Genomic DNA, 23064 nt, shown 5'->3' on the forward strand with positions numbered 1-23064 from the left:
CTGTTTCGGGGCATAGATCGCGGAGTTGTATTCGTGATGGCGTTCTGGAGTGGACCGGCTTTTCAAGCCTTTGCGGTATTGAAACGAGTCCTTACGCAGCACGATTCCGGGGGTAGCTTGGAACTTGTCGTAGTGGACACGGACGGCTGCCCTGACATCTACGAGATGCCTGAGTTTGTGGGCAAGTTGCACGGTGCGGGTGAAGCGGCGTGGGTGTTGGACGCGCAAATCGTCTCAACATCCGGGCTGGGGTTTCACCCCGAATGTTTTGCACCGAACACGCTCGCGCTGTTGAACTTCAAAGCGGCTCGCTCCGATTCGTGAACCTTTCCCCCGTTCGCTTGTCCCGCACGTCATGAACACCATCACTCTCGTGCCGCTCTCGCCGGAAGGCTGGGCCGCCGTCCTCGCCGGGCCGGACGCCGTCGCCGAGCACTTCGGTCGTCCGCCGGCCGACGGGTTCTGCGACATGTACGCCACCGGCGACATCACGCAGAGCTACTTCGCCAAGCTCCTGGCCCCCGGCCCGGCCGACCCGTGGCTGCACGGGTTCCTCCTGCTGCACGCCGAGACGCAACTGCTCGTCGGCGGGTGCGCGTTCAAGGGGCCGCCGAACGACGACGGCGAAGTCGAGATCGCCTACGGCGTCGTCCCGAGCTTCGAGCGGAAGGGAATCGCCACCGAGGCGGCCCGGTTGCTCGTCGCGTTCGCCGAGAAGGATGCCCGCGTGCGGCTCGTGATGGCGCACACGCTGCCGGAGGTGAACGCCTCCGGCGGCGTGCTGACGAAGTGCGGATTCACGAAGGTCGGCGACGTGATCGACCCGGACGACGGCCCCGTCTGGCGGTGGGAGAAGACACGCTGACTTCCGAAGTCCGGCTTCGACTTCGGAAGTCGATCCCACGCGGGGGACTCCGCGGTCTCGGCAACCGCCTCTTTGCCCGCTCGACTTCCGAAGTCGAAGCCGGACTTCGGAAGTCTGGGCTTCGGTTTACATCCCCGTCGTTCTGTGTTACCCTTCTGCCACGGCGGCAGGGTACTGGCAACGTGACAGCGATTCCGCCGGAACTCCCCGCCGACCCGAATTGTCTAACACTTTGCCCGATCAGGTGTTATCACGGATGATGACACGAAACGCTCTCCCGGCGCGGTTTTTGCTTCGAGTCGCCCGGATGTTCCTGGGAACAGGAACCTCGGGTTCGTGCCGATTCGTCGAGTTGACGGCGGCCCCGAGGAGGTCTTCGGTATGGTGCTGAACCACCCCCTACATCACGACGAGCCGTTCTCGATCCTCGTCGCCGACGACGACGCGAACAACCGCGACACCCTCAGCGGGCTGCTGAAGGACCGCGGGTTCCACACCGTCGTCGCGGCCGACGGCGGCGAGGCCGTCGAGATCGTCCAGGTGACCATGGTTCACCTGGTGCTGATCGACATGCACATGCCCCGGCTCACCGGGCTGGAGGCGGTGCAGGTCATTCAGCAGATGAACGCGCTGCTCCCGGCCATCCTCATGACGGCCGACGCCACGCGGGAGCTGATCCGCCAGGCGTTCCAGGCGCAGGTGTACAGCGTCATCCCGAAGCCGGTGAACCCGAACATCGTGCTCCATACACTGACCCGAGCGCTGGCCCAGTTCTACGGCCCGCCGGAGCAGCCGCACCCGCAACCCTAGGAGAGACCGCACATGCCGATCGTGCCCCTGAACGAGAAGATCGTCGTCCAACGGATGGAGGCCGAGGACAAGACGGCCGGCGGGATCATCCTGCCGGACAACGCGAAGGAGAAGCCGAAGCAAGGGAAGATCCTCTCGCTCGGCGAGGGCAAGGTGCTGGAGAACGGCAAGCGGGCCCCGTTCCAGGTGAAGGTCGGCGACAAGGTGCTGTTCACGTCCTACGCCGGCAACGAGGTCACCGTGGACGGCAAGGAGTACCTCGTCATGACCGAGGACGACATCCTCGCCGTCGTGGACTGATTCTTTATTTAGCCGCCGGCTTGCCGGCGGGGTTCGGGGGTCGCAAAACCCGCCGGCAAGCCGGCGGCTATATTTTCCAGATTACCCAGGCGGCCGGGTGAAGGGGGATAATCCCACACTTCACCCGGCCGCTCTGCGTTTCAAAGGCCGGTTTGTCGGCAAATCGGACGAAACCCGCTCACCTTTTGATTCTCATTCGTAACTCAGTTCGTTTCGTGGAAAAAATGCTTGGTGTGGGAATAACGGTGGACTAAAATCGTGAGACTTCCCGCTCCGGGGAGTGTTGCGATTCACGCGGCGTCGGTGTGTACCGGCTTTGAGGGAAGTCCGGGCCGGCGTCGTTGTGCATCACAGCGGTAACGGATCGGATTGGGTTTCGAGTCTATGGCAACGAACATCTACGTCGGTAACCTGCCGTGGTCCACGACGACCGAGGACCTGTACGCGCTGTTCCAGCAGTACGGCACGGTGCAGCGCGCCCAGATCGTGACGGACCGGGAGACCGGCCGGTCGCGGGGCTTCGGGTTCGTCGAGATGCCGAACGACGCCGAGGCGCAGGCGGCGATCCAGGCGCTGCACGAGCAGCCGATGAACGGCCGCCCGTTGACCGTCAACCAGGCGCAGCCGCGGCAGGACAAGCCCCGTGGCGGTGGCGGCGGCGGGTACGGAGGGGGCGGCGGTGGCGGCCGCCGGGGGGGTGGCTACGGTGGCGGTGGCGGCGGTGGCGGCGGGTACGGGGGGGGAGGTGGCGGGTACGGCGGGGGCGGCGACCGCGGCGACTACTGACGCGGCCGCCGGGGAATCAGTTTGCTTTCCTCTGTCGGTTCGGTCGGACAAATCCTAGAATACAGCACTCGAGACGGTTCGTCGTGGACACGTTGAGTGCTGTTCGCGTTTTCACCACCCGCCTCGGCCCTTTCCCGATTCAACCACCGAGGCAGGAGCACATGGCTAAGGAAGAAGCGATCGAAGTCGAAGGCCGCGTCAAGGAGGCCCTCGCGAACACGCAGTTCCGCGTCGAGCTGGACATCGGCGGCGAGGTCATCGCGCACATCGCCGGCAAGATGCGGAAGAACTTCATCCGCATCATCCCCGGCGACCGGGTGAAGGTGGAGATTTCCCCCTACGACCTGGGCCGCGGCCGGATCATCTACCGCGCCCGCTAACTTGAGGGAAAGTTTACAATCCCCGGACTTTTTTGTTGACATCTGCCCGCCGATTCGCCACCTTAGTCCCTCACGTCGTCAGGACGGCGACGCACACCAACCACGGAGGGGCGGTCATGTTCGTTCAAACCGAATCCAAGGCTCAGACCTGGCGCGCGGTGGCGGTCCTCGAGGGCCGCGGCGAGTGCCTGCTGTTCGTCGGCCGGTCGTCCACCCACGTCCGCGGCGAGTACGTCGAGGCGTACACGGAGCTGCTCGACGACGAGGAGAAGGAGATCGTCACGGCGATCAAGATGGAACAATGGCAGGGCACGCCCGACGCCGGCCGGTGGGTCCAGAAGAACGACCTCCGCGTCCCGCAACCGGCGAAGCAACTCGCCCGCGCCGCGGCCTGATTCGTCCCACGAAGCCCACCCACGATCGTGGGTGGGCTTGGCTGCGAAATTCCAATTCTGACACCTCTCGTCGAACCTCTTTTCGCGTTCTTCCGTCTCCACGATGGGCGGAAGCGGCGGGGAATGTTCTAATCTTGCGGGCGGGGAAAGCTGGGACGACCGCCCGACCTTGCAATCGCCGCGCCCGACACGAACAATGAGTCACGGGCGACCCGAACCGCCGACTAAAATGCAGTAGCCACGCGGGAACCGGCTTCGCCCCTGGTTCAGACGAAAGGAACCGTCGATGAGCAACATGTATAGCACCCTGTGCGACGACTTCGGCCTCTCGGCGTACATCCTCGGGAAGGTCGAGATGCCGACCGGCCGGGAGACGGTGCTGCACTTCTTCGACGCCGTCCGCAAGGCCGTGCCGACGATGACCGACTTCGAGAAGCGGGACAACGGCGAGTACGCCCTGGAAGAGGAGCGCGACGCCGGGTCGTACCGGTGGGCGTCGCTGGACGCCCGCCGGCTCTGCGCCGGGTACGTGAACCCGCCGGCCCTCGAAGACGCGGACGAGCACAACGAGCGCATCCTGGAGATGGCCGCGTACCACCTGGACCTCGGGCCGCTGCACACGGACGCGGTGGACGTGCAGTACTACTTCGACTTCATCTACCAGGGCAACCACGACGAGGTGGTGGCCGAGGCGCTGGCCGCGAACACGCCGCTGGAAGGGCTGACCCAAATCCCTGGCGGCCGGGTGCTGCACTACCAGCCGAGCCTGCTGATGGCGCTCGACGAGGGCTGCGGGTTGCAGGGCCGGATGTCGGTCGAGACGCGGACGACGCCGTACCAGGTGCGGACCGGGCAGTTCCCGGAGGCCCCGATCACGGTCTACTTCACGGCCCGGCAGTTCTGGGGCAAGCAGCCGTTCAAGTCGTTCGTGGACTCGTACCGCAACCAGCGGCGGGTGATCGACGAGCTGGTCAGCCAGTACGTGGTGCCGAACGTGATCCAGCCGCTGCAGAAGGCGATCGGGGCGAAGCAATGAGTTGACTTCCGAAGTCCGGCTTCGACTTCCGAAGTCGGGGACACGCGGGAGCTTCAACGGCGTCGGTAAACGCCCCTCCGCCGCCTCGACTTCCGAAGTCGAAGCCGGACTTCGGAAGTCAGTAATCGGGCCGCGGGAAGCACTTCCCGCGGCCCGCTCGTTTCGTGTACACTCGGCGTCATGGAAACCCCGCCTGCCCCGCCGCCGAAGCCGAAGCGTCGCATCGTCACCCGCCGCCGGTTCCTCGCGGCCGTCGGCTCGCTCGGCATTTACACGTGGCAGGTCGAACCACGGTGGGCCGAACTCGTCGAACGGCCGCTGCCCGTCGCGAACCTTCCGCCGCACCTCGCCGGCAAGCGCGTCGTCCACCTCAGCGACATCCACGTCGGCCCCGTGTCGCCGACGTACCTCACGAGCTGGTTCCGCGAAATCTCGTCCTTGAAGCCGGACCTGATCCTCGTCACCGGCGACTTCATGAGCGCGAAGGGCACGGAGCGCATCCCGGACGTACTACGCCAACTGGAACACCTCGCCCCGGCCCCGCTCGGCACGTTCGCGTGCCTCGGAAACCACGACTACGGCGCGGGCTGGACGAACGTGCGGGTCGCCGACGAACTCGCGAAGGGGCTGGAGACGCAAGGCGTCCGCGTCCTGCGGAACCACCTCGTTGACGTGGAGGGTCTGCAACTCTTCGGCCTGGAAGACCTCTGGTCCGGCGAGTTCGACCTGGCCGCGGCCACGGCGAAGCTCGACCCGGCACGTGCAGCGATCGCCCTCTGCCACAACCCGGACGGCGCGGACGTGGCCGGCTGGGAGAAGCACACGGGCTGGATTCTCGCCGGCCACACGCACGGCGGCCAGTGCCGGCCGCCGTTCCTCGCCCCGCCGCTGCTGCCGGTACGGAACAAGCGGTACACCCGCGGCGAGTTCGCGCTGACCGGCGGCCGACGGCTCTACATCAGCCGCGGCATCGGGCACATCACGAAGGTGCGGTTCAACGTCCGCCCGGCGGTGACGCTCTTCGAGCTGACGGACGGCTGACGGCGGAGCGTCCCGCCATGAACGACCGCGCGTTTCGGAAACCATTTGCGGCCGCCCGCCCGCCCGGATACGATCCGGGCGGGTCGGCCACCCGGCCCGCCTCCCCACATCCCCACGAGGTCCTAGCCATGCCCGACGACGCCGACCCGCAACCCCAGGTTGCCCCGTACCTCACCCACGTCCGAATGGAGTGGAACCAGAACTACCCGAACGGGTTCATCCACCTCCTCAAGAAGAACACCAACAACGAGGACGTTACCACCGTCGGCTACGTGCGGGGGACCAACCTCGCGAAGGGCTACACGGTGGAGGTCCAGCGGAACGCCAAGAAGAAGTACTGGAAGGGGACGATCATCGACGGCCCGAACACGAACGGCTCCGGGCAGGAGTACTGGTCGTTCCGGGTCGCGAACGTCACGAACGAGGCCGACCCGGACCAGGAGGACACGCTCCAGGTGACGGTGACGAACACCGAGCCGACGCCGCTAACGTCGAACCCCCTCAAGCCGGACCCGGTGCCGGCGGAAATCCCCTGACGCCGGCCGTCACTTCGCCGGCGGCTTCAGTGCCTCGCCCGCCGCGGCCAGCCCGCGGCGGTGGTGGGCGTTGTCCGGGTCGTTCCGCAGCGCGATCTCGAACACCTTCGCCGCGTTCCCCCACGCCGCCCGTGCGTCCGCGGCCTTCCCGGCCGCGGCGTGCGCGTGGCCGAGCGCCAGGAACGCCCGCCCGCGGACGAGGAGCGCCGCCGACCCGGTGTCGAACTTGTCGAGCAGCGCCCGCGACACGGCCAGGGACTTCGCGACCTCAGCCGCCGCCTCCCCTGGCCGGCCGAGGGCCGTCAACAACTCGCCGCGGGCGGCGTGGACGACGGCCAGCTTCTCCAGGTAGTGCGGGACGTGCGGGTAGTCCTCGACCAGTTTTTCCGCCACCCGGACGACTTCGACGAGGTCCGCCTCGGCGGCCGCCCGCCGGTCCGGGACGGCCGCCGCCGTCCGCGCCCGCTGCTCCCGCACCTCGCAGACCCAGAAGACCACGTCCCGGCTCGCCTTCGGCCCGTCCAGCGCCGCCATTCGCGCCGCGGCGTCGTCGTGCGCCGCCAGCGCCTCGACCGGCCGGCCCAACTCGCGGCGAGCGACCGCCAGGTCGTTGACCGCCATCGCCGCCAGCAGCGGGTCGATGGACTGGCGGAGTTTCAACTCGACGCCGGGGTGATTTAGTCGGTCGAGCAACTCCCCGGCCCGGGTCGCGAATCGCAGCGAGTCGTCGAACCGCCCCCGGAGGTACGCGACCTTTGCCCGGTCGTGGTCGATCAGGCCGGCCGTCCGCAGGTATTGCGGCTCGGACCCCGCCCCGGCTTCGGCGACCCCCCGCGCCCGGTCGAGGTCCGCCGCCGCCCGGTCCAGCCGCCCCACCAGCATGTCCAGTAGCGCCCGGTCCGCGAGGGCGAGGGCCAGCGTGTCGCGGTAGGTCGGGTTGGTGGGGAAGCGAGCCGTCAGGTCGTCCATGATTTTGAGGGACCGGTCGTAGGCGTCCACCGCCGCTGGGTACTCCCGTAGCATCCGGGAGACGTTGGCGGCGTACCGGTGCAGGTTGGCGGCCTGGAACTGGACCCGCTCGTCGTCGGGCTGGTCCTCGCGGAACCGCTCGAAGTGCCGGCGGGCGTCGTCCAGCGCCTGCCGGCGAGCCAGATCCGCGAGGCGGGGATCCTTCTGGGTGGACTCGATCAGGTTGATCTGCGCGCCCATGTTCAGCACGAGGTCGCGGGCGGAGCCGAAGTTGGTTTCGGCCCGGCGGAATTCCGCGTCCGCCTTCCCCCACCCCTGCTCGGCGTACGCCTTCTGCCGCCGGGCCTCGAACAGGCCGAGGGTCGTGCCGGCGATCCCGGCGACGAGGACCGCGACCGCGACCGCGGCGGCCGCGAACACCTGCCGCCGCCGCCGCCGCTCGACGACGACCTCCGCGGCGGCGACGGCCGCCCCCCGCTCGGCGGCCCGCAGCCGGTCCTCCACCCCGCTCAGGTGGGCCGACAGTTCGTCCGCGACGGCCTGCCCGGTGGCGGGGCGGTCGGCCGGGGCCGCGTTCAGGCAGCGGCGGCAGAGGGCGACTAGGTCCGCGTCCGCCCCGCACCCGTCCAGCCGGTCCCAGGCGTCGGCCAAGTCGGCGGCGGCCGCCCGCCGGACCAGTTCGACCGACGTGTCGCCTCGGAACGGCGGGTGGCCCGTCAGGAGGGCGCAAAGGATGCCGCCGAGGGAGAACACGTCGGCCCGCGGGTCCGTCGGCTCGCCGCGGGCCTGCTCCGGGGCCATGTACCCCGGCGTTCCCATCACCGCCCCGGCCCGCGTGCCGGGGTCGGTCGAATCGTCGAACCCGCCGTCCTCCGCCACCCGGGGGTCGTCCGCGGCGTCCGGCTCGGCCAGCTCCTTCGCCAGCCCCCAGTCCATGACCTGCACCTCGCCGAACGCCCCGACCATGACGTTCGCCGGCTTCAGGTCGCGGTGGACGACCCCGCGGCTGTGGGCGAACCCGACCGCCTGACACACTTGAACGAACGCCCGGAGCAGCCGCGGCCGGTCGGCGGCCTTCATCTCGGCCGAGAGGGTTTGCCCGGCGATTAGCTTCATGGCCAGGAACGGCGACCCGTCGGCGAGCGTGCCGAGGGCGTGGACCGGCGGGATGCCGGGGTGCGGCAGTCGGGCGGTGATCTTCGACTCGCGGACGAACCGCCCGGCCGGGGCCATCGGGAGCAGGACCTTGATCGCCACGTCCCGGTCGAGGGCGAGTTCGCGGGCGGCGAGGACGCGGCCCATGCCGCCGCGGGCGATCTCGCCGACGACGTGGTAGCCGGGGATGACCGGTAGCGCGGCCGCGGGGTCGCCGGGCGGGTCGCCCCCGGTGCTGACCGACGCGCCGGCCAGATCGACGGTGCCGTTCGGGTCCGGCGTCGGGTCGGGGGTCGCGACGGAGACGGCGCGGTCGATCGTCCGGTCCGGGTCGGGGGGTTCGGTCATGGCGAGGTCTCACAAGGGGCACGGGCCGCCGCCGGCCGGGGCGTGCCCGCGCGACTACGTCAGGTCTTCGACGGCCGCGGCCGGCGCGTTCGCCTTCACCGAGTCGATGCCCTTCTCCATCGCCGCCGCGGTCGAGTACATCTGGCTGCGGCCGAGCGCCTCGCCGTTGGCGGCCTTCAGCACGAAGTACGGCTGGTCGCCGGCCGAGGTCTTCCGCTCGTACCGGGCGTCGGTCCCGGCGTTCGCCTTCACGGAGTCGATCCCGCCTTGCGCGCCGGCCTTCGACGCGTATTGCTCGCCGCTCAGGATCACCTCGCCGTTGCCGGCCTTGAGCCGGAAGTAGAACTGGCCGTTGGCGGACTTGTCGATCTGGAACTTCGCGGCCATGTCGCCCTCGCGTCGTGAGGAAAGGGAAATACCACAGTCGTCCCGATTTAATCGGGCGGGCCGGTCGAACGACACGCGCACCGGCCCCCGGCATCGAGACGGGAGCGGCCGACGTTCCGCCCGGCTACAGCGTTCGCAGGTACGCGATCAGGGCCTTGCGGTCGTCGGCGGACAACTCCAGGCCGAAGGCGTGCCCCTTCACCGCCCGCGCCCGCGTGCCGGGCGGGCCTTTCCACCCGGTCGGGACGTAACTCGGCTCGAGCCGCCGCTTGTCGAACCAGTCCTCCAGCGAAGCGACGGACCCGTTGTGCTCGAGCAGGCCGCGGTACCACACCCCGCGGAGGGACGGCACGCGGTAGAACCCGGTCCCCTTGCGGGTGTTCACCGCGAGCGTGGGGTCGGTGCCGACGGACTTCTCGGAGATGTCGTCCGCGGCCGGGCGCTTGTCCGGGACCCGGAAGCCGTCCACGGGCGTCAGCGTGCTGCCGCCGTGGGCGTCTCCCGCGTGGCAGCGGGCGCACCGCTCGCGCGCGAACACCTCCCGGCCGCGCGCCGCCAGGGCGTCCGGCTTGTTCGGGTTCGGCGGCGGCGCGAGCGCGTAGACGTATTGCGCCAGCGCGTAGAGTTGCTCGTCGGAGTAGCGGAACTTCGACTTCGGGTCCGGTAGCTTCCCCAGCGGCGACCAGTCGCCGAAGGTCATGTGCCGCTCCATCCCGCTCATCTGCCCGCCGACCAGGGCGGCGTACCGCATCAGGTCGGCGGGCGACCGGTGGCGGATCAACCCGGTCGCGTCCAGGTACTTGCGGTCCTTGACGCCGATCAGGTCCGGGATCTTCGGGACGTAGGTGACCCCGGTGCCGATGCGGAAGGCGACGCCGGGCGGGGCCTCTTCGATCGCCGGGAGGAAGTCGGCGAGCGTGAGTTTGTCGTGGGCGTCTCCCGGCCCCCGGTTCCAGGGCATGTGCGGCCCCGGAACGGCGCGGCGGGCCGATTCCAGGGCGGCCGGCTCGCCGTCCTTCTTGGCCCGCGCCCGGAGGTCCTGGGCGAGCCGCCCCATGACCGGGAAGTTGCTCGGCGCGCCGGTGACGACCGTCCCGGCCAGCGGGCCGTCGCGGAGCACCCGCGTGTGGCAGCGGCCGCAGTTGGCCCCCTCGACGGCCACCTCGCCCTTCTTGCGGATCACGTACCGGAAGCCGGGCAGCGTGCCGTCGGCGGCGACCGGCACGTCGAGGCCCTTGTACCAGGCCGGGTCGTGGGCGTCCGCCTCGCTCGGCCCGCGGCCGGTGTCCGGGGCGTGGAACACGAGTTCCCCGGCCTTGACCCAGTCCGCCGCGGTCCGCAACCGCGCCGGGTCGAAGGCGACGAATTCCGGCTCCTTCTTTCGGAGGGAATCCATGTACCCCTTCGGCTCCTTGTCCGGGTGGTACACGGGGTACCCCTTGGCGATCGGGAGGACGGGCACGGCGGCGTAGAACGCGAGCGGCGCGTGCTTCACCGGCTTGTCGAGGCCGACGCGCGGCAGCTCCATCCCGTGGAGGGCGGCCTCGTCCCACGCCGTCGGGACGGCCGGGTGTTGGGCCGCGGCGACCGGGGCGAGCAACAGCATCGCGGCGACGGCCGCGACCGACGCGACAGAAAGTCTGGCGCGTGATGGCATGGCGAATCTCCTGTCCCCGCCAGGCGGGGGCTTCCAGGGGTCCGGAAGGCGACGGGTAAGGCTCGACTACCTGCCACAGTAACTTACACCCCGTCGTCGGGCAACGAACTCCCAGAACCGAACCCGTGGGCCGGGTCAGGGGCCGCGCCGGGTTCGGCGTGCCTTGCCCGCGCCCGGCGGCGCGACCCACATCGGTTGCCCCTCCTCCCACGGCTCGGAGAGGACGTTCACCCTGCGGCACAGCAGCCGACCCCCGCGGGTGACCGAATTCGGCGGGTCCGTTTCCACCCACACGAGCCGTTCCTTCGGGTCCGCGATGTCGGCGTCGAGCCGCTCGACCTCGGCGAGCAGGGCGTTCCGCCAAGCCGGGATGTCCGCCGCCCGCTCCGGGCACAACGGGTCGATCCGGTCCCACCGCAGCCGCAGGTTCAACACCTCGACCCGAGGATTGAGTTCGGCGGTAACCGGGTGGGCCGCCAGGGCGACGATGAAGTCCGCACACGCCTCCTCGGCGTAGCTCCCAAAGTTGACCGTCGTACCCATCGGGACGATCAGGTTCAGCAGCTCGACGACCGGCTTATCCCAGGCGACGCTGACGAGTGGGCTTACCGACCCGAGGCTGGGGCGGTAAAAGACAACGTTCATCCGAAGCCCCACCACTTACCACGGGTGTCCCCGGCCCGCCGCCGCCGAACGACCCAGCTCAGTGGCGGCGGGGCTGGGTGGGCTACACGTCACGGAAAGCCGTCATGCCCCGCCGGTCAGGTGCAGCGCCTGGTTCGGCCGGCCCGCCCTCACCGGACCCGCTGATAGGTGCCTTGTTTGAGGGGTGGTCCCAATCCGGTGCCAACTCGGAACGGATGAAGCAGACTGCCGCCGCGCCCGACAGCGACACCCAGAACAGGCTGCCCTCGTCCGAGGCGTCCACCCACCGCACCTCCCCCTTCACACCGCTCAGCTCGCGCCCGTCCCGCGTTACTCCGCGGCGGATCTCAACGCCGCTGCCCCGCGCGATCGGGACGGAGCACGACATGCAGAGTTTCGGAGCGAGCTGCATGTCGCCGTACTTCTCGTCCCAGACCTTTCGCGAGCCCAGGTTGTAATGGCTCCGTGTCCCGCAACTGGGGCACATCCCGTACGGCATCTGATGCGCCCTCCGTCGCCGAACCAGTGTTTCTCTCAACCACAGATCAGATAAATCTGGGCAGGCTCAGCCCCGCTACGGCTGGGGCTAGCCCCAGCCTAGCGATACGCGAGGGGCGGGTCAAAAACCAATCTTCTGCCCCCGACCTAAACCCGCACGATCACCGCATACGCCGCCGCCGCCAGCGCCGCCCCGCACGGGACGGTGCTGACCCACGCGGCCAACACCTCGGCCGCCTTCCGCCAGCGGGCTTGCTTCGTGGCTGCACCCATGCCGAGCAGCGCACCGACGCTCACGTGCGTCGTGCTCACCGGCAGCGCGTGCAGGCTGGCCGTCGTCACCAGACTCGCCGTCACCAGGCTCGCCGCGAACCCCTGGCCGGGGTTCATGCCGGTCAGCTTCTTGCCGAGCGTTTCCGCCACGCGGTCGATGTCCAACAGGCCGCCGAGCGCGATCGCCACCGCCACGACCAGGAACGCCCACGGGGTTTCCAGGCCGGGGACCGCCAGCATCAGGGCGGCCATCTTCGGCGTGTCGTTCAGCCCGCGGGCGAAACTGGCCGCCCCGGTGCTCAGGAAGTGCAGCACGTCCAGCGCGGGCGTGCGGTGGTCCGGGGCGAAGTGCATGGACTTGAGGAACAGGTACACGAGCGCCCCCGCCGCGGCGGCGACGAGCGGGCTGAACACCAGCGGGAGCAGGAACGCCGTTCCGACGGCCGCGACGTTCACGCTTCCCCCTCCGGTCAGCCCGGCCCCGAGCAGCGCGCCGACCAGCGCGTGCGTCGTGGAAACCGGGAACCCGAACCGCGTGGCGAGGAAGCTGGTCAGCGCCGCTCCGATTGCAACCGCGCAGACGAAGTGCTGCGACGCGACCAATTCCGCCGGCACGATCCCGCGGCCGCTGAACGCGGGGAGCAGCCCCTTCGCCAGAAACAGCGCCGCGACCGACCCGGCGAACGTGGCGGCCGTGCCCCAGAGGGCGGCCTGCCGGAGCGTGGTCGTGCCGCTGCCGTAGAGCGACGCGACGCCCTTGAAGTTGGCGTTCGCCCCGTTCGTGAACGCGACGAAGCACACGGCGAGGAACAGGACCGCGACGAGCATGCGGTGAGGGTTCTAGGTTTTCAGGCTGAAAGCCTGGGAGCGCATAGCCCAGGGCAACGCCCTGGGCGCGGGGGACGCGGTGACCCATGCGTGTCTGGGACCGCCTTGTCGCAGGCTTTCAGCCTGCGGGGTGGTTGCGGTCCCCACCCAGGGCGGCGGGGGCTTCGCCCCCTTGCCCTGGGCTGTATTCTCCCACCCCTTCGGGGTGAAGACGGGCTATTTCCCCGTGTTCTCCTTCGTCTCCGCCGGGTGCTGCTTCAGCGCGGCGTACTCCTTCCACGACCCCTCGTACAGCCGCACGTTCGGGTACTTCGCGACGTGCTTCAGGTAGAACCGCAGTAGGCTCCCCTCCCGCGACGTGCCGCAGTAGACGAGAATCTCCTTGTCCGCCGTCAGCCCCGCGGCTTCCAACTCGGCCTTCGTCCGGTCGAGCGGCAGGAACTGGTGCGTGTTGTCCTTCGCCATCAGCCGCGCCCAGTGGAAGCTGACCGCGCCGGGGATGTGCCCCTTGCGGAGCCACACGTCGTCGTTCCCGACGTACTCGTTGTGCGGCCGCGCGTCCACGAGGACCGCCCCCGGCTTCCGCTTCAGCACGTCCTCGACGGTCAACGCGATCTCCGGCTTCATCTTCTCCGGCAGCGTCCCCGTCGGATTGCCGAAGTACTCCTGCGTCACCGGCAGCTTCGCCGCCGCCCACGCCGGGAGGCCGCCGTCCACGATCCGGATGTCCTCGACGCCGAACTTCTCCAGCACGTAGGCGACCATGCTCGCGCTCAGGATTTCGTCGTTCGGCAGCTTGTCGCCGGTCGCGTAGATCAGGTGCGTGCGGGCCTTGTCCACGCCGGCGCGGACGAGCAGTTGCTTCGTCAGGTCGTCCGGCAGGTACTGGACCGGGACGCCGCGGTCGGTCCCGCGGAGGGTGTCGAAGTTCAGGTGGTGGGCGGTCGGCAGGTGGCCGCGGAAGTAGTCCTTGTACCCGCCGCGGGTGTCGAGCACGACCGGCCGCTTCGCCGCGTCGGCCTCCTCGATGAGCTTCTTCGCCTCGGCCGGCGAGATGATCCCGATGTCGGCGCGGGCGGCGGGGGCGAGCAACAGGGCGAGGGCGAGAACGCGGAAGAGGGGCATGGCGGACGGCTCCGTGTCGGCGGGTCGGGGGGAGCGGTCATGATAAGCCGAAACCTTGACGACCGGCCAGATGTCCCGTTTTTGTCCGACCGCTTTGCCCGCCGCGGATGGCCGTCGGATACAATTTGAACCAGTCCCGTCTCCCGCGAGGCCGCCACATGCGAACGCTGCTCGCACTGTTCCTGCTCCCGCTCGCCGGGGCCGCGGCCGACCCGCCGCGGCTGCCGGAACTCTCGACCGCCGACGCCTGGAAGGCGCTCCCGCGGGACAACCCGCCGCTGCCCGTCTGGGCGCGGACGCTGGCCGCGTCCATCCCGAAGGGGACGGCGAAACTCCTGGAACTCGATGACCTGCACCGCGCGAGGAGTCCCATCGGCAACGCCCTGCGGGCGAAGCTGCGGTACGTCGCGTCCGACGCCGTCGGGTCGCCCTACGGGAAGGCTTACGCCGCCAACGACGCGAAGTACGCCGGCGTCAGCGCCGAGGAACTGGAGGCGTGGGCCAAGTTCGACGGCGAGCCGACGACGCCGGAGCAGAAGCTCGCGGCGCTCGCCCGGAAGATGGCGCTCGCCGCCGACACCGTGACCGACGCCGAGTTCGCGGACCTGCTGGAGCATTTCGGCCCGGAGAAGATGGTCGGCGTCGTCCACACGCTCGCCTACGCCGGGTTCCAAGACCGCGTCCTGCTCGCGCTCGGCTGCCAGGTCGAGAAGGACGGCCCGCTGCCGCCGCTGAACCGGACGTTCGACCCGAAGTGGTACGAGAACGTGACGACGCCGAAGCGGGAGCCGACGGCGAAGAAGGAGCTTCCGAAGAAGTCGGAGTACGTGTTCGAGTGGACCGACCTGACCGGCAAGCACCTTCCGACGCAACTCGACCTGCAGAAGCAGCGGTCGCCGCGGGTTCCGATCCCGTCGGACGAGAAGCTCGCGTGGATGCCGGCGGAGGACCGCGCCCGCACGAAGCGGATCGTCTGGTCCACCATCGGCCAGGGCTATCAGCCGAAGCTGACGACGGCGTGGTTCGACTCGATGACCACGGCGTCGGCCGAGGGGAAGGTGGACCCGGTGTTCAAGAACACCGTCTTCTGGATCGTGACCCGAACGAACCGGTGCTTCTACTGAATGGGCCACAGCGAAATGCTGCTCGCGGTCGCGGGCATGAAGCAGGCGGACATCGAGAAGCTGACGGCGAAGCTGGCGAAGGGCGACTGGTCTGGGTTCCCGGCCGACGAACAGGTCGCGTTGAAGTTCGCGAACAAGCTGACGGCGAAACCGGCGGCGGTGACGGACGCGGACGTGAAGGAGCTGATCGCCGCGTTCGGCCCGCACCGGGCGATCGACTTGATCTGGTACGTGTCGTGGTGCAACTACATGACCCGCGTGGCCGACGGGCTGCAACTGCCGTTGGAGACGACGAACGTGTTCGCCCCGCCGGCGAAGAAGTGAGCTACGCCCTCGGTTCGTCGCGGCGGCCGCGGAGCCGGCCGACCTCGTAGGCCAGGCACGCCGCGGCCGTTAGCCCGCTCGCGATGAACAGCGTCGCGTACCGGACGTGGCCGAACGCGACCGCCCCGACCACCCCGCCGATCAGAAAGCCGGAGATGAGTAGCGCGTACAGCCGTAGCCGCCGCAGGTCGGCCGGGACGCCCCGCAGCGCGTGGCCGAGGACGATGCCCACGTCCGTGAACATCCCGGTGACGTGCGTGGTCCGGACGACCGCCCCGCTGTACGTGCTCACCATCGCGTTCTGCAGGCCGCACGCGCCGGACGCGCAGTAGACCCCCAGGACACTGCCCCCTTCCAGCAGCACGGCCGCGGCCGCGAGCAGCCCGGCCTCGATGAGCAGGGCGACGCCGTACCGCCGGCCGAACCGGAGGGCGTCGTCCTGGATGACGACCCCGCTGAGCACGCACCCGGCGGTGAACGCGACGATGATCGCCGCGAGGCGGGCCGCGGCCGAACCGTCCCCGGCGGCGACGGCCGCCGACAGCATGGAGTTCGCCCCGGTCAAGTGCGTGACCGACTGGTGCTCGAACCCGAGCAGCGCGACGACGTTCACGGCCCCGGCGACGAACGCCAGCGCCCACGCGCCGACCCAGACCCAGCGGGGAAGTTTCGCGATCATCCGATCCGCCCACCCGGCGTGAAACGAGTGGGGAAAGCCTAGCACACGGCCGGGGCCGGCCGCAACCGCACCGGCCCCGCCATTCCTATCATCTCTGCATGAACGCTCCAACCTTCGCCGCCTTCGCCGCCGGCCTGACCACCGAGGTCGCGTTCGACGTGCTCGCCCGCGCCCGCCAGCTCAAGGCCGCCGGCAAGGACGTGGTCGAACTCCAGATCGGCGACAGCCCGTTCCCGACGACGCGGCACGCGGCCGCGGCCGGGAAGGCCGCCATCGACGCCGGGCGGACGCAGTACTGCCCGTCGCCGGGGCTGCCGGAGTTCCGCGCCGCCGCCGCGGACTTCGTCCGCGCCGAGTTCGGCGTCCCGGCCGCGGCCGAGAACGTCGTCGTCGGGCCGGGGGCGAAGGTGTTCGAGACGTACTTCTGCGAGGCGTTCGTCGAACCCGGCGACGAGGTGCTCCTGTTCAGCCCGACGTTCCCGACGTTCGTGCCGAACGTGCTGCGGCGGGGCGGCGTGCCGGTGTTCGCGGCGCTGAAGGAGGAGAATGCCTTCCGCCCGAACCCGGCGGACGTGGAGCGCTTCCTGAAAACGTCGAAACGGCCGCGGGCGATCTTCCTGAACTCGCCGCACAACCCGACCGGCGGGGTCGCGACGGCCGACGACCTGCGGGCCATCGCCGGCCTGATCCGCGGGAAGAACGTCGCGCTCCTCAGCGACGAGCCGTACTGCCACATGGCCTGGGCCGAGCCGCACCGGAGCATCCTCGCGGAGCCGGAGATGATGAACCAGTGCGTCGGGGCGTACACGTTCTCGAAGTCGTACAGCATGAGCGGCTGGCGGCTCGGGTTCGCCGTCGGCTCGCCGGAGGTGGCGCAAGTCATCGGGAAGATGGTGAACTCGTCGCTGTCGTGCGTGCCGCCGCTGGTGCAGCTCGCCGGGAAGGCGGCGCTCGAGAACGACGCCGGCGAGCGGGACGCGACGATGGCGAAGTTCCGCGCGAAGGTCGCGCTGCTCGTCGGCGAGCTGCGGCAGGTTCCCGGCGTGAGCGTGACGATGCCGGCCGGCACGTTCTACGTCTTCCCGAACGTGCGGCCGATTAGCGAGCGGCTCGGCATCACGTCGCACGGGCTGGCGATGTACCTGCTGGAAGGCGCGGACGACGCCGTCGGCGTGGCCTGCCTCGGCGGCGAGTGCTTCGGCGACGCGGGGACGGGGTTCCTGCGGTTCTCGTGCGCCGAGCCGGACGAGCGGCTGCTGCAGGCGGTTCACTTCGTCAAGGACGCGGTGACGCAGACGGACCGGGTGGCGAAGTATCTGGACGCGAACCCGACGTATCGGCTACAGTGACCGGCCCGGAGGACGACCATGAGTATCGACCCGACCGCCCCGGCGATCGTGTACCCCGAATCGGACGGGAAGCCGATGGCCGATAACACGCTGCAATGGGAGTGGATGGTGCGGATCGTCGGCGAGCTGCGGGAGCAGTACGCCGGGCAGCAGGTGTTCGTAGCAGGCGACCTGTTCTGGTATCCGGTCGAGGGCGACCCGCGGACGGTCGTGGCCCCGGACGGCTTGGTGGCGTTCGGCCGCGCGCCGGGGTATCGCGGCAGCTACAAGCAATGGGAAGAAGGTAACGTCGCCCCGCAGGTCGTGTTCGAGGTCATGTCGCCGAACAACACCGTCCCGGAAATGGACGCGAAGCTCGACTTCTACGAGCGGCACGGGGTCGAGGAATACTACTACATCGACCCATACGAGAACGAGATGGAAGCGTACGTCCGCCGCGGGAACCGGCTGAGATCGGTGCGGTGGGACAAGGGGTTCGTCAGCCCGCGGCTCGGTATCCGGTTCGAGAAACGCGGCGAGGAGTTGGTCGTGATCGGTCCGGACGGCCGCGTCTTTCAGGACCGCGAGGAGCGGGTTCAAGAGATTCAGGAGGAACTGCGCAAGACGGCGATGGCTTTCGAGGAGGAGCACGCGCGGGCGATCGAAGAATCGAATCGCGCGGACGCCGAGGCCGAGCGAGCGAACACGGAAGCCGAGCGAGCAAACTTGGAGGCCGAGCGGGCGAAAGCCGAGGCGAAAGCAAAAGAACTCTTGGCGGCAAAGTTGCGAGAATTAGGCGTCAGCCCCGATGACGTTCTGAGGAGCGCGGGGTAGTCACCCGCCCTTCCGCCGCTTCAGCTCCGTCAGCACGTCGGCAATGCCGCGGGTGTTGAACACGTCGTCCTTCGTCAGCCACCCGCGGCGGGCCACCGCCACGCCCCACGGGTAGAGCGCCAGGTCGTCCGGCGCGTGCGCGTCCGGGTTGATGACCAGCGGGATGCCGAGCTGCTTGGCCCGCTTCACGTACTTCCAGTCCAGGTCCAGGCGGTCCGGCTGGGCGTTGATCTCGATCATCTTCCCGTGCCGGGCGGCCGCCTCCAGCACCTTGTCCAGGTCGATCTTGTACCCGTCGCGGCGGAGCAGCAACCGGCCGGTCGCGTGGCCGAGCATCGTCACCGCGGGGTGCGACAGCGCCTTGCACACGCGGGCCGTCTGCGCCTCCTCGCTCAGCCCGAACAGCGTGTGAACGCTGGCGACGACGTAGTCGAACCCGGCGAGCAGCTCGTCGTCGAAGTCGAGCGAGCCGTCTTCCAGGATGTCCACCTCGGACCCCTTCAAGATCGTGACGCCCTTCAGCCTCTCGTTCAGCGCGTCGATCTCGGCCCACTGCTTTTTCACCCGCGTCGGCGTCAGGCCGTTGGCGATAGTCAGGGATTGCGAGTGGTCGCCGACGCCGAAGTATTCCAGGCCGAGGGCCTTCGTCGCCAGGGCCATCTCCTCCAGCGTCGCGGTCCCGTCGCTGGCCGTCGTGTGGTTGTGGAAGACGCCGCGGATGTCCTTCGCCTCGATCAGCGTCGGCAGCGCGCCCTTCTCGCTCGCCTCGACCTCGCCGGTGTCCTCCCGCATCTCCGGCGGGACCCACGCCAGGTCGAGCGCCTTGTAGACCGTCGCCTCGTCCGGCAGATTCTTCTTGTACCCGGTCAGCGCGTAGTCGTTGAGCGACCAGCCGCGCTCGATGGCCCGCTGCCGGAGGCGGATGTTGTGCTCCTTGCTGCCGGTGAAGTGTAGCACCGTGACCGGGAACTGCTCGTCCGGTACGACCCGCAGGTCGGCGTTCAGCACGACCTTCTCCCGGCCCCACGCCATCTCCGCGACGATGCTCGACTTCGTCGGCCCGTGTCCGGTGACCTGCAGCACCTCCGGCAGCTTCACGAACGCGTCCATGATCGGGGCGGCGTCCGTCGCGCTCACGACGATGTCGATGTCCTTGACCGTCTCCCGCCGGCGGCGGAGGCTGCCGCACAGTTCGGAGCGGATGACGCCGGGCATGGCGCGAATTTTCTCGAGTAGCCGCTCGCCGAGGGCCAGGCCCTTGTCGAGCCGGACGCGGTTGCCGACCGTCCCGAGGAACGCGATGCCGTCGAGAATCTTCTGTGCCGTCTTTTCGCCGAACCCCTTGAGCTTCGCGACCTCGCCGGCCTCGCACGCGGCCTTCAGTTTGTCGATGGAATCGACCTGCAACGAGTCGTACAGCGCCTTCACCTTCTTCGGCCCGATGCTCGGCAGCCGGAGCATGTCGATGAGGCCGGGCGGGACGGACGCCCGGAGGTCGTCCAGGTACGGCAGCCGGCCGGTGGTGACGAGCGTGGTGATCTTCTCGACGAGCGCCTCGCCGATGCCGCGAACGTCGGCGAGCTTCTTCGTCTCGACGAGCTGCTTGATGTCGCCGGGCAGGGCGGAGACGGTGCGGGCGGCGGCGTGGTACGCCCGGCAGCGGAAGTCGTTCTCGCCCTTCAAGGCCAAGAGGGTTCCGATGTCGTCGAGGGCGGCGGCCACGTCGTCTTTGGTCATGGGAGGCTCCTTGCCAACAATATAGCCGCCGGCTTGCCGGCGGGGTTCGTGACGACCCTTCCGGCGAACCGACGGCTTGAACGATCCTAGTCCTGGCTTTGTTCCCTCCCCCCTTGGGGGGGAGGGTTAGGGAGGGGGGTAGGTTTCCTCCCTCCGACGCGATACTTACCGGGGCTGGGAAGCTCACCCCCCTCCCTAACCCTCCCCCCCAAGGGGGGAGGGAACAAGAGAAGAACCCCTCCGGGGATAATCAAGAGTTACGCCGCCTTCGCGACCATCGGCACGGCCCGCGACGGGCTGTGGAGCATGATCTCCATCCCGTTCACGATCCGGTCGCCGCCGCGGCCGTCCACCAGGTTGCGGGCGCACCGGGACATGCTCAGCCGCTCCATCGGGTCGTCCAGGAGCGCGTCCACCGCCTCCTTCAGCACGTCGAACGTCACCTTGTGCGACTCGCCGAGGAACGTCGCCATCCCCTCGTCGTCCATCCGCTTCGCGTTCGCCGTGTGCCGCGGGCCGTGGCTGATCGCCAGCTGCGGCAGCCCGGTGCAGCACATCTCGAGCGCCCAGGTGTCGCCGGCCGTCAGCGCGAAGTGGCTTCGCACGAGGCGGGTCATCATCTCCTTCGTCTCGGTGATGACCTCGACCTTCCCGCCGGACGCGGCGCAGTAGTCCTTGATCTCGTCGTACCGCGGGTGGTGGTATCGGGTCAGGATGCTGACCTTCTCGACCTTCTCGATCCGCCGGAGTTGTTCCGTCCGCTCGAGCGTCTGGTCGGCCGGGTCGTCGTCGCCGAACGCGACGAGCGCCCGGAACGGGGCCGGCTGCTCGGTGGCGCGGATCGTCCGTTGCCGACGGAAGATGCCGCGGACCAGCGCGTACTTCCGGCCGACGAGGATTTGCCCGCCGACGGTCACGTCGAAGTTCTTCTTCAACGGGGCCATGTACGGGTTCACCACGAGGTCGGCCGGGATCACGCCGCCGCCCTTCGAGTCGAACGCGAGTACGTAAGCCTTCGCCTCCCGCAGCTCTTCGAGGTAGTCCCGCGGCACGTCGCCGCAGACGACGACCGCGGCGGCCCCGAGCCGGCGGACCTGGGCGATCGTCACGGCGGCGTCCTCCGGGCTGCCCATCGGCTGCTCGGCCGCGGTCCAGTCGTTGTTCCCGCGGTTGATGACGTGCGCCAGCGACAGCGGGTCGAGGTAGCTGAAGAAGTGCGTCCCGCGGCGGCGGCGCTGCAGGGCCGCGGCGAACGAGAGGCCCTGGTACAGCGGCTCCCAACCGCCGTCCGCCGTCCCGTCGCAGCGAAACAGAATCGGTCCACGCTTCACGTCCATGCGAGCGGCCTTTCCACGTCGGTGTGGGGACACGCCGACGTGGCCGGCCGCGCACGAGTGTACGCGCGGCCGGGCCGTCAGTGGCGAGGGCGTGTCCGTTGTCAGTCAGCCGGTGGTGTGGAAGGGTCGGGCGCGCGAAAGGTGGGTGAGTCCGCGGGCGACTCGGGGCGCGACCGTCTTCGGGACACCTCTTCTCCGGGGGGCCGTTCCGAAGGCCCCTGCCCGTTCGCCGTGGGTTCCGGTCCGCGGCGGCGGGTACGTTCGGGCGGCGGTTCCGGCCACCGCTCGAACGGGGCGGATGGTAACCCGGAATTTTTCCGCGCGACAAGGCCACTTGGCCGACGATGCGTTTCGACCTGAATTTCAAGCTCAGACGTTCCACGTGGAACATAGTAGTAGGCACACTCCGTGTGCCGTTTCCTCGGCGTGTCGGTGGGTCCGTGGAAACCCCGGAAGCAGTCAGCAGGCGGTACACAGCCTCCTCGGCGTGCGGTGAGTCCGTCCGAGTCGTTGCGACGCTCGGCAAACGGCACACGGAGTGTGCCTACTACTTTGAGTCGGTCTTCCCAAAATCCGCGGTCGTGCTATGACCCCTGGCGTCGGTCCCAGGGAACGGGACCGGTTTCAGGGGGATGGGGGATGGACACGACGACGAAGGAACGCGCCCGGCTCGGCCTCGACGCGATTAAACACAACCCGTACCAGCCGCGGAAGCAGTTCGACGAGGACGAGCTGACGCACCTCCGCGACAGCATCAAGACGCACGGCGTCCTCCAGCCGCTCGTCGTCCGGCGGACCGGGGACGGGTTCCAGCTCATCGCCGGCGAGCGGCGGCTGCGGGCGGCGCAACAGGCCGGCCTGAAGGACGTGCCGGTCCACATCGTCGAGTTCAACGACCAGCAGGTCTTCGAGGCGGCCCTCGTCGAGAACATTCAGCGGGCGGACCTGAACCCCATCGAAAAGGCCCAGGGGTTCAAGGACTACCTGGAGCGGTTCAAGCTGACGCAGGACCAGCTCGGAGCGAAGCTCGGTTTGGACCGCACGACGATCAGTAACCTCGTCGGCCTGCTGGCGCTGCCGGAGGAGGTACAGACGGCCGTGCGGCATGGGCAGATCACCCTCGGCCACGCGAAGGTGCTGAAGGGCCTCGCCGATTCCGGGAAGCAGATCGCGCTGACGAAGCTGGTCCTGCTGCAAGGGCTGTCGGTCGCCGCGCTGGAGCAGCTGGTGAAGGCGGCGAAGCAGCCGGAGAAGGCGGAGGAGCCGGCGGCCGCGAGGAAGCCGGCGGCGGAGAAGACGGCCCACGTCGCGAGCCTGGAGAGCGACCTACGGCAGCGGTTCGCCAGCCGGGTCGAGATCAAGGTGAGGGCGAAGGACAAGGGGCAGATCGTCATCGACTTCGACAGCAACGACGATTTCGAGCGGATTCTGAGCTTGCTCAGCCGCTGACCTGGCGAGCGTCGGGGCGTCAGCCCGACGTGGCTTAGGCCCCCGCTGTGTGATTGACCGGTTGCGAGTGTTCATCACCACGTCGGGCTGACGCCCCGACGCTCGCCGTGAACCCCGCGCCCGTGCCGGGTGTCCGTTCACTCGATAAGATGATCCGTCGCATCGGGGTGTAGCTCAGCTTGGCTAGAGCGCTTGCCTTGGGAGCAAGAAGTCGTCGG

The 23064-nt window shown here is 68.9% G+C and carries 24 protein-coding genes; 15 read left to right on the plus strand and 9 right to left on the minus strand.

Going from position 1 to position 23064, the window contains the following annotated elements:
* Nucleotides 1-33: 33 nt before the first annotated feature.
* From AC5JJ2_RS23530 to AC5JJ2_RS23575, 10 genes are all read left to right on the plus strand, one after another.
* A complete protein-coding gene (locus AC5JJ2_RS23530; protein WP_495860478.1) occupies nucleotides 34-324 on the plus strand; it encodes a hypothetical protein in 291 nt (96 codons plus the stop codon).
* Nucleotides 325-355: 31 nt separating this feature from the next.
* A complete protein-coding gene (locus tag AC5JJ2_RS23535) occupies nucleotides 356-865 on the plus strand; it encodes a GNAT family N-acetyltransferase (protein WP_495860479.1) in 510 nt (169 codons plus the stop codon).
* 381 nt (nucleotides 866-1246) lie between these two features.
* On the plus strand, nucleotides 1247-1675 hold the full coding sequence (locus tag AC5JJ2_RS23540; protein ID WP_495860480.1) for a response regulator: 429 nt from the start codon (nucleotides 1247-1249) through the stop codon (nucleotides 1673-1675).
* Between the two features lie 12 nt (nucleotides 1676-1687).
* Nucleotides 1688-1975: a co-chaperone GroES gene (gene groES, locus AC5JJ2_RS23545; RefSeq protein WP_495860481.1), complete on the plus strand. Its 288-nt coding sequence runs from the start codon at nucleotides 1688-1690 to the stop codon at nucleotides 1973-1975.
* 384 nt (nucleotides 1976-2359) lie between these two features.
* A complete protein-coding gene (gene rbp, locus AC5JJ2_RS23550) occupies nucleotides 2360-2761 on the plus strand; it encodes an RNA-binding regulator (protein ID WP_495860482.1) in 402 nt (133 codons plus the stop codon).
* A gap of 161 nt (nucleotides 2762-2922) precedes the next feature.
* Nucleotides 2923-3141 (plus strand): translation initiation factor IF-1, encoded by a 219-nt coding sequence (gene infA / locus AC5JJ2_RS23555; RefSeq protein ID WP_495860483.1) that lies wholly within the window; start codon nucleotides 2923-2925, stop codon nucleotides 3139-3141.
* 116 nt (nucleotides 3142-3257) lie between these two features.
* A complete protein-coding gene (locus AC5JJ2_RS23560; protein WP_495860484.1) occupies nucleotides 3258-3536 on the plus strand; it encodes a hypothetical protein in 279 nt (92 codons plus the stop codon).
* Between the two features lie 286 nt (nucleotides 3537-3822).
* On the plus strand, nucleotides 3823-4572 hold the full coding sequence (locus tag AC5JJ2_RS23565) for a hypothetical protein (RefSeq protein ID WP_495860485.1): 750 nt from the start codon (nucleotides 3823-3825) through the stop codon (nucleotides 4570-4572).
* A gap of 180 nt (nucleotides 4573-4752) precedes the next feature.
* Nucleotides 4753-5613 (plus strand): metallophosphoesterase, encoded by an 861-nt coding sequence (locus AC5JJ2_RS23570; RefSeq protein ID WP_495860486.1) that lies wholly within the window; start codon nucleotides 4753-4755, stop codon nucleotides 5611-5613.
* A gap of 128 nt (nucleotides 5614-5741) precedes the next feature.
* Nucleotides 5742-6149 (plus strand): hypothetical protein, encoded by a 408-nt coding sequence (locus tag AC5JJ2_RS23575; RefSeq protein ID WP_495860487.1) that lies wholly within the window; start codon nucleotides 5742-5744, stop codon nucleotides 6147-6149.
* A 9-nt stretch (nucleotides 6150-6158) separates the two neighbouring features.
* On the opposite strand, the gene AC5JJ2_RS23580 is transcribed toward AC5JJ2_RS23575, so the two are convergent.
* The 6 genes from AC5JJ2_RS23580 to AC5JJ2_RS23605 form a co-directional block, all read right to left on the minus strand.
* Entirely contained in the window at nucleotides 6159-8621 is a 2463-nt protein-coding gene (locus tag AC5JJ2_RS23580) for a serine/threonine-protein kinase (RefSeq protein ID WP_495860488.1), read from the minus strand.
* A 54-nt stretch (nucleotides 8622-8675) separates the two neighbouring features.
* Nucleotides 8676-9008 (minus strand): YegP family protein, encoded by a 333-nt coding sequence (locus AC5JJ2_RS23585; protein WP_495860489.1) that lies wholly within the window; start codon nucleotides 9006-9008, stop codon nucleotides 8676-8678.
* Between the two features lie 124 nt (nucleotides 9009-9132).
* A complete protein-coding gene (locus AC5JJ2_RS23590; RefSeq protein ID WP_495860490.1) occupies nucleotides 9133-10665 on the minus strand; it encodes a c-type cytochrome in 1533 nt (510 codons plus the stop codon).
* Between the two features lie 135 nt (nucleotides 10666-10800).
* A complete protein-coding gene (locus AC5JJ2_RS23595) occupies nucleotides 10801-11310 on the minus strand; it encodes a hypothetical protein (RefSeq protein ID WP_495860491.1) in 510 nt (169 codons plus the stop codon).
* Between the two features lie 645 nt (nucleotides 11311-11955).
* Nucleotides 11956-12909: an inorganic phosphate transporter gene (locus AC5JJ2_RS23600; protein ID WP_495860492.1), complete on the minus strand. Its 954-nt coding sequence runs from the start codon at nucleotides 12907-12909 to the stop codon at nucleotides 11956-11958.
* A gap of 216 nt (nucleotides 12910-13125) precedes the next feature.
* Entirely contained in the window at nucleotides 13126-14034 is a 909-nt protein-coding gene (locus AC5JJ2_RS23605) for a sulfurtransferase (RefSeq protein WP_495860493.1), read from the minus strand.
* A gap of 158 nt (nucleotides 14035-14192) precedes the next feature.
* Here AC5JJ2_RS23605 and AC5JJ2_RS23610 point away from each other — a divergent pair, with 158 nt between their 5' ends.
* Complete coding sequence (locus tag AC5JJ2_RS23610) at nucleotides 14193-15158, plus strand: carboxymuconolactone decarboxylase family protein (protein ID WP_495860494.1); 966 nt, start codon at nucleotides 14193-14195, stop codon at nucleotides 15156-15158.
* Nucleotides 15159-15482 (plus strand): carboxymuconolactone decarboxylase family protein, encoded by a 324-nt coding sequence (locus AC5JJ2_RS23615; protein WP_495860495.1) that lies wholly within the window; start codon nucleotides 15159-15161, stop codon nucleotides 15480-15482.
* A gap of 1 nt (nucleotide 15483) precedes the next feature.
* Here the strand turns inward: AC5JJ2_RS23615 and AC5JJ2_RS23620 are convergent, their stop codons facing one another.
* Nucleotides 15484-16161 (minus strand): YoaK family protein, encoded by a 678-nt coding sequence (locus AC5JJ2_RS23620; protein ID WP_495860496.1) that lies wholly within the window; start codon nucleotides 16159-16161, stop codon nucleotides 15484-15486.
* Between the two features lie 98 nt (nucleotides 16162-16259).
* Between AC5JJ2_RS23620 and AC5JJ2_RS23625 the strand changes: the two genes are divergently transcribed.
* A complete protein-coding gene (locus tag AC5JJ2_RS23625; protein ID WP_495860497.1) occupies nucleotides 16260-17510 on the plus strand; it encodes a pyridoxal phosphate-dependent aminotransferase in 1251 nt (416 codons plus the stop codon).
* Nucleotides 17511-17528: 18 nt separating this feature from the next.
* A complete protein-coding gene (locus tag AC5JJ2_RS23630; RefSeq protein WP_495860498.1) occupies nucleotides 17529-18323 on the plus strand; it encodes a Uma2 family endonuclease in 795 nt (264 codons plus the stop codon).
* Here AC5JJ2_RS23630 and polX read toward each other — a convergent pair whose 3' ends face one another.
* Both polX and AC5JJ2_RS23640 read right to left on the minus strand, forming a co-directional pair.
* On the minus strand, nucleotides 18324-20060 hold the full coding sequence (gene polX, locus AC5JJ2_RS23635; protein ID WP_495860499.1) for a DNA polymerase/3'-5' exonuclease PolX: 1737 nt from the start codon (nucleotides 20058-20060) through the stop codon (nucleotides 18324-18326).
* 257 nt (nucleotides 20061-20317) lie between these two features.
* Complete coding sequence (locus AC5JJ2_RS23640; protein WP_495860500.1) at nucleotides 20318-21397, minus strand: PseG/SpsG family protein; 1080 nt, start codon at nucleotides 21395-21397, stop codon at nucleotides 20318-20320.
* A 639-nt stretch (nucleotides 21398-22036) separates the two neighbouring features.
* On the opposite strand from AC5JJ2_RS23640, the gene AC5JJ2_RS23645 reads away from it, so the two are divergent.
* Nucleotides 22037-22846 carry a ParB/RepB/Spo0J family partition protein gene (locus tag AC5JJ2_RS23645; RefSeq protein WP_495860501.1) on the plus strand — a complete coding sequence of 270 codons (810 nt, stop codon included), beginning with the start codon at nucleotides 22037-22039 and terminating at the stop codon, nucleotides 22844-22846.
* Nucleotides 22847-23064: the final 218 nt, after the last annotated feature.

The organism is Limnoglobus sp. (assembly GCF_059499385.1).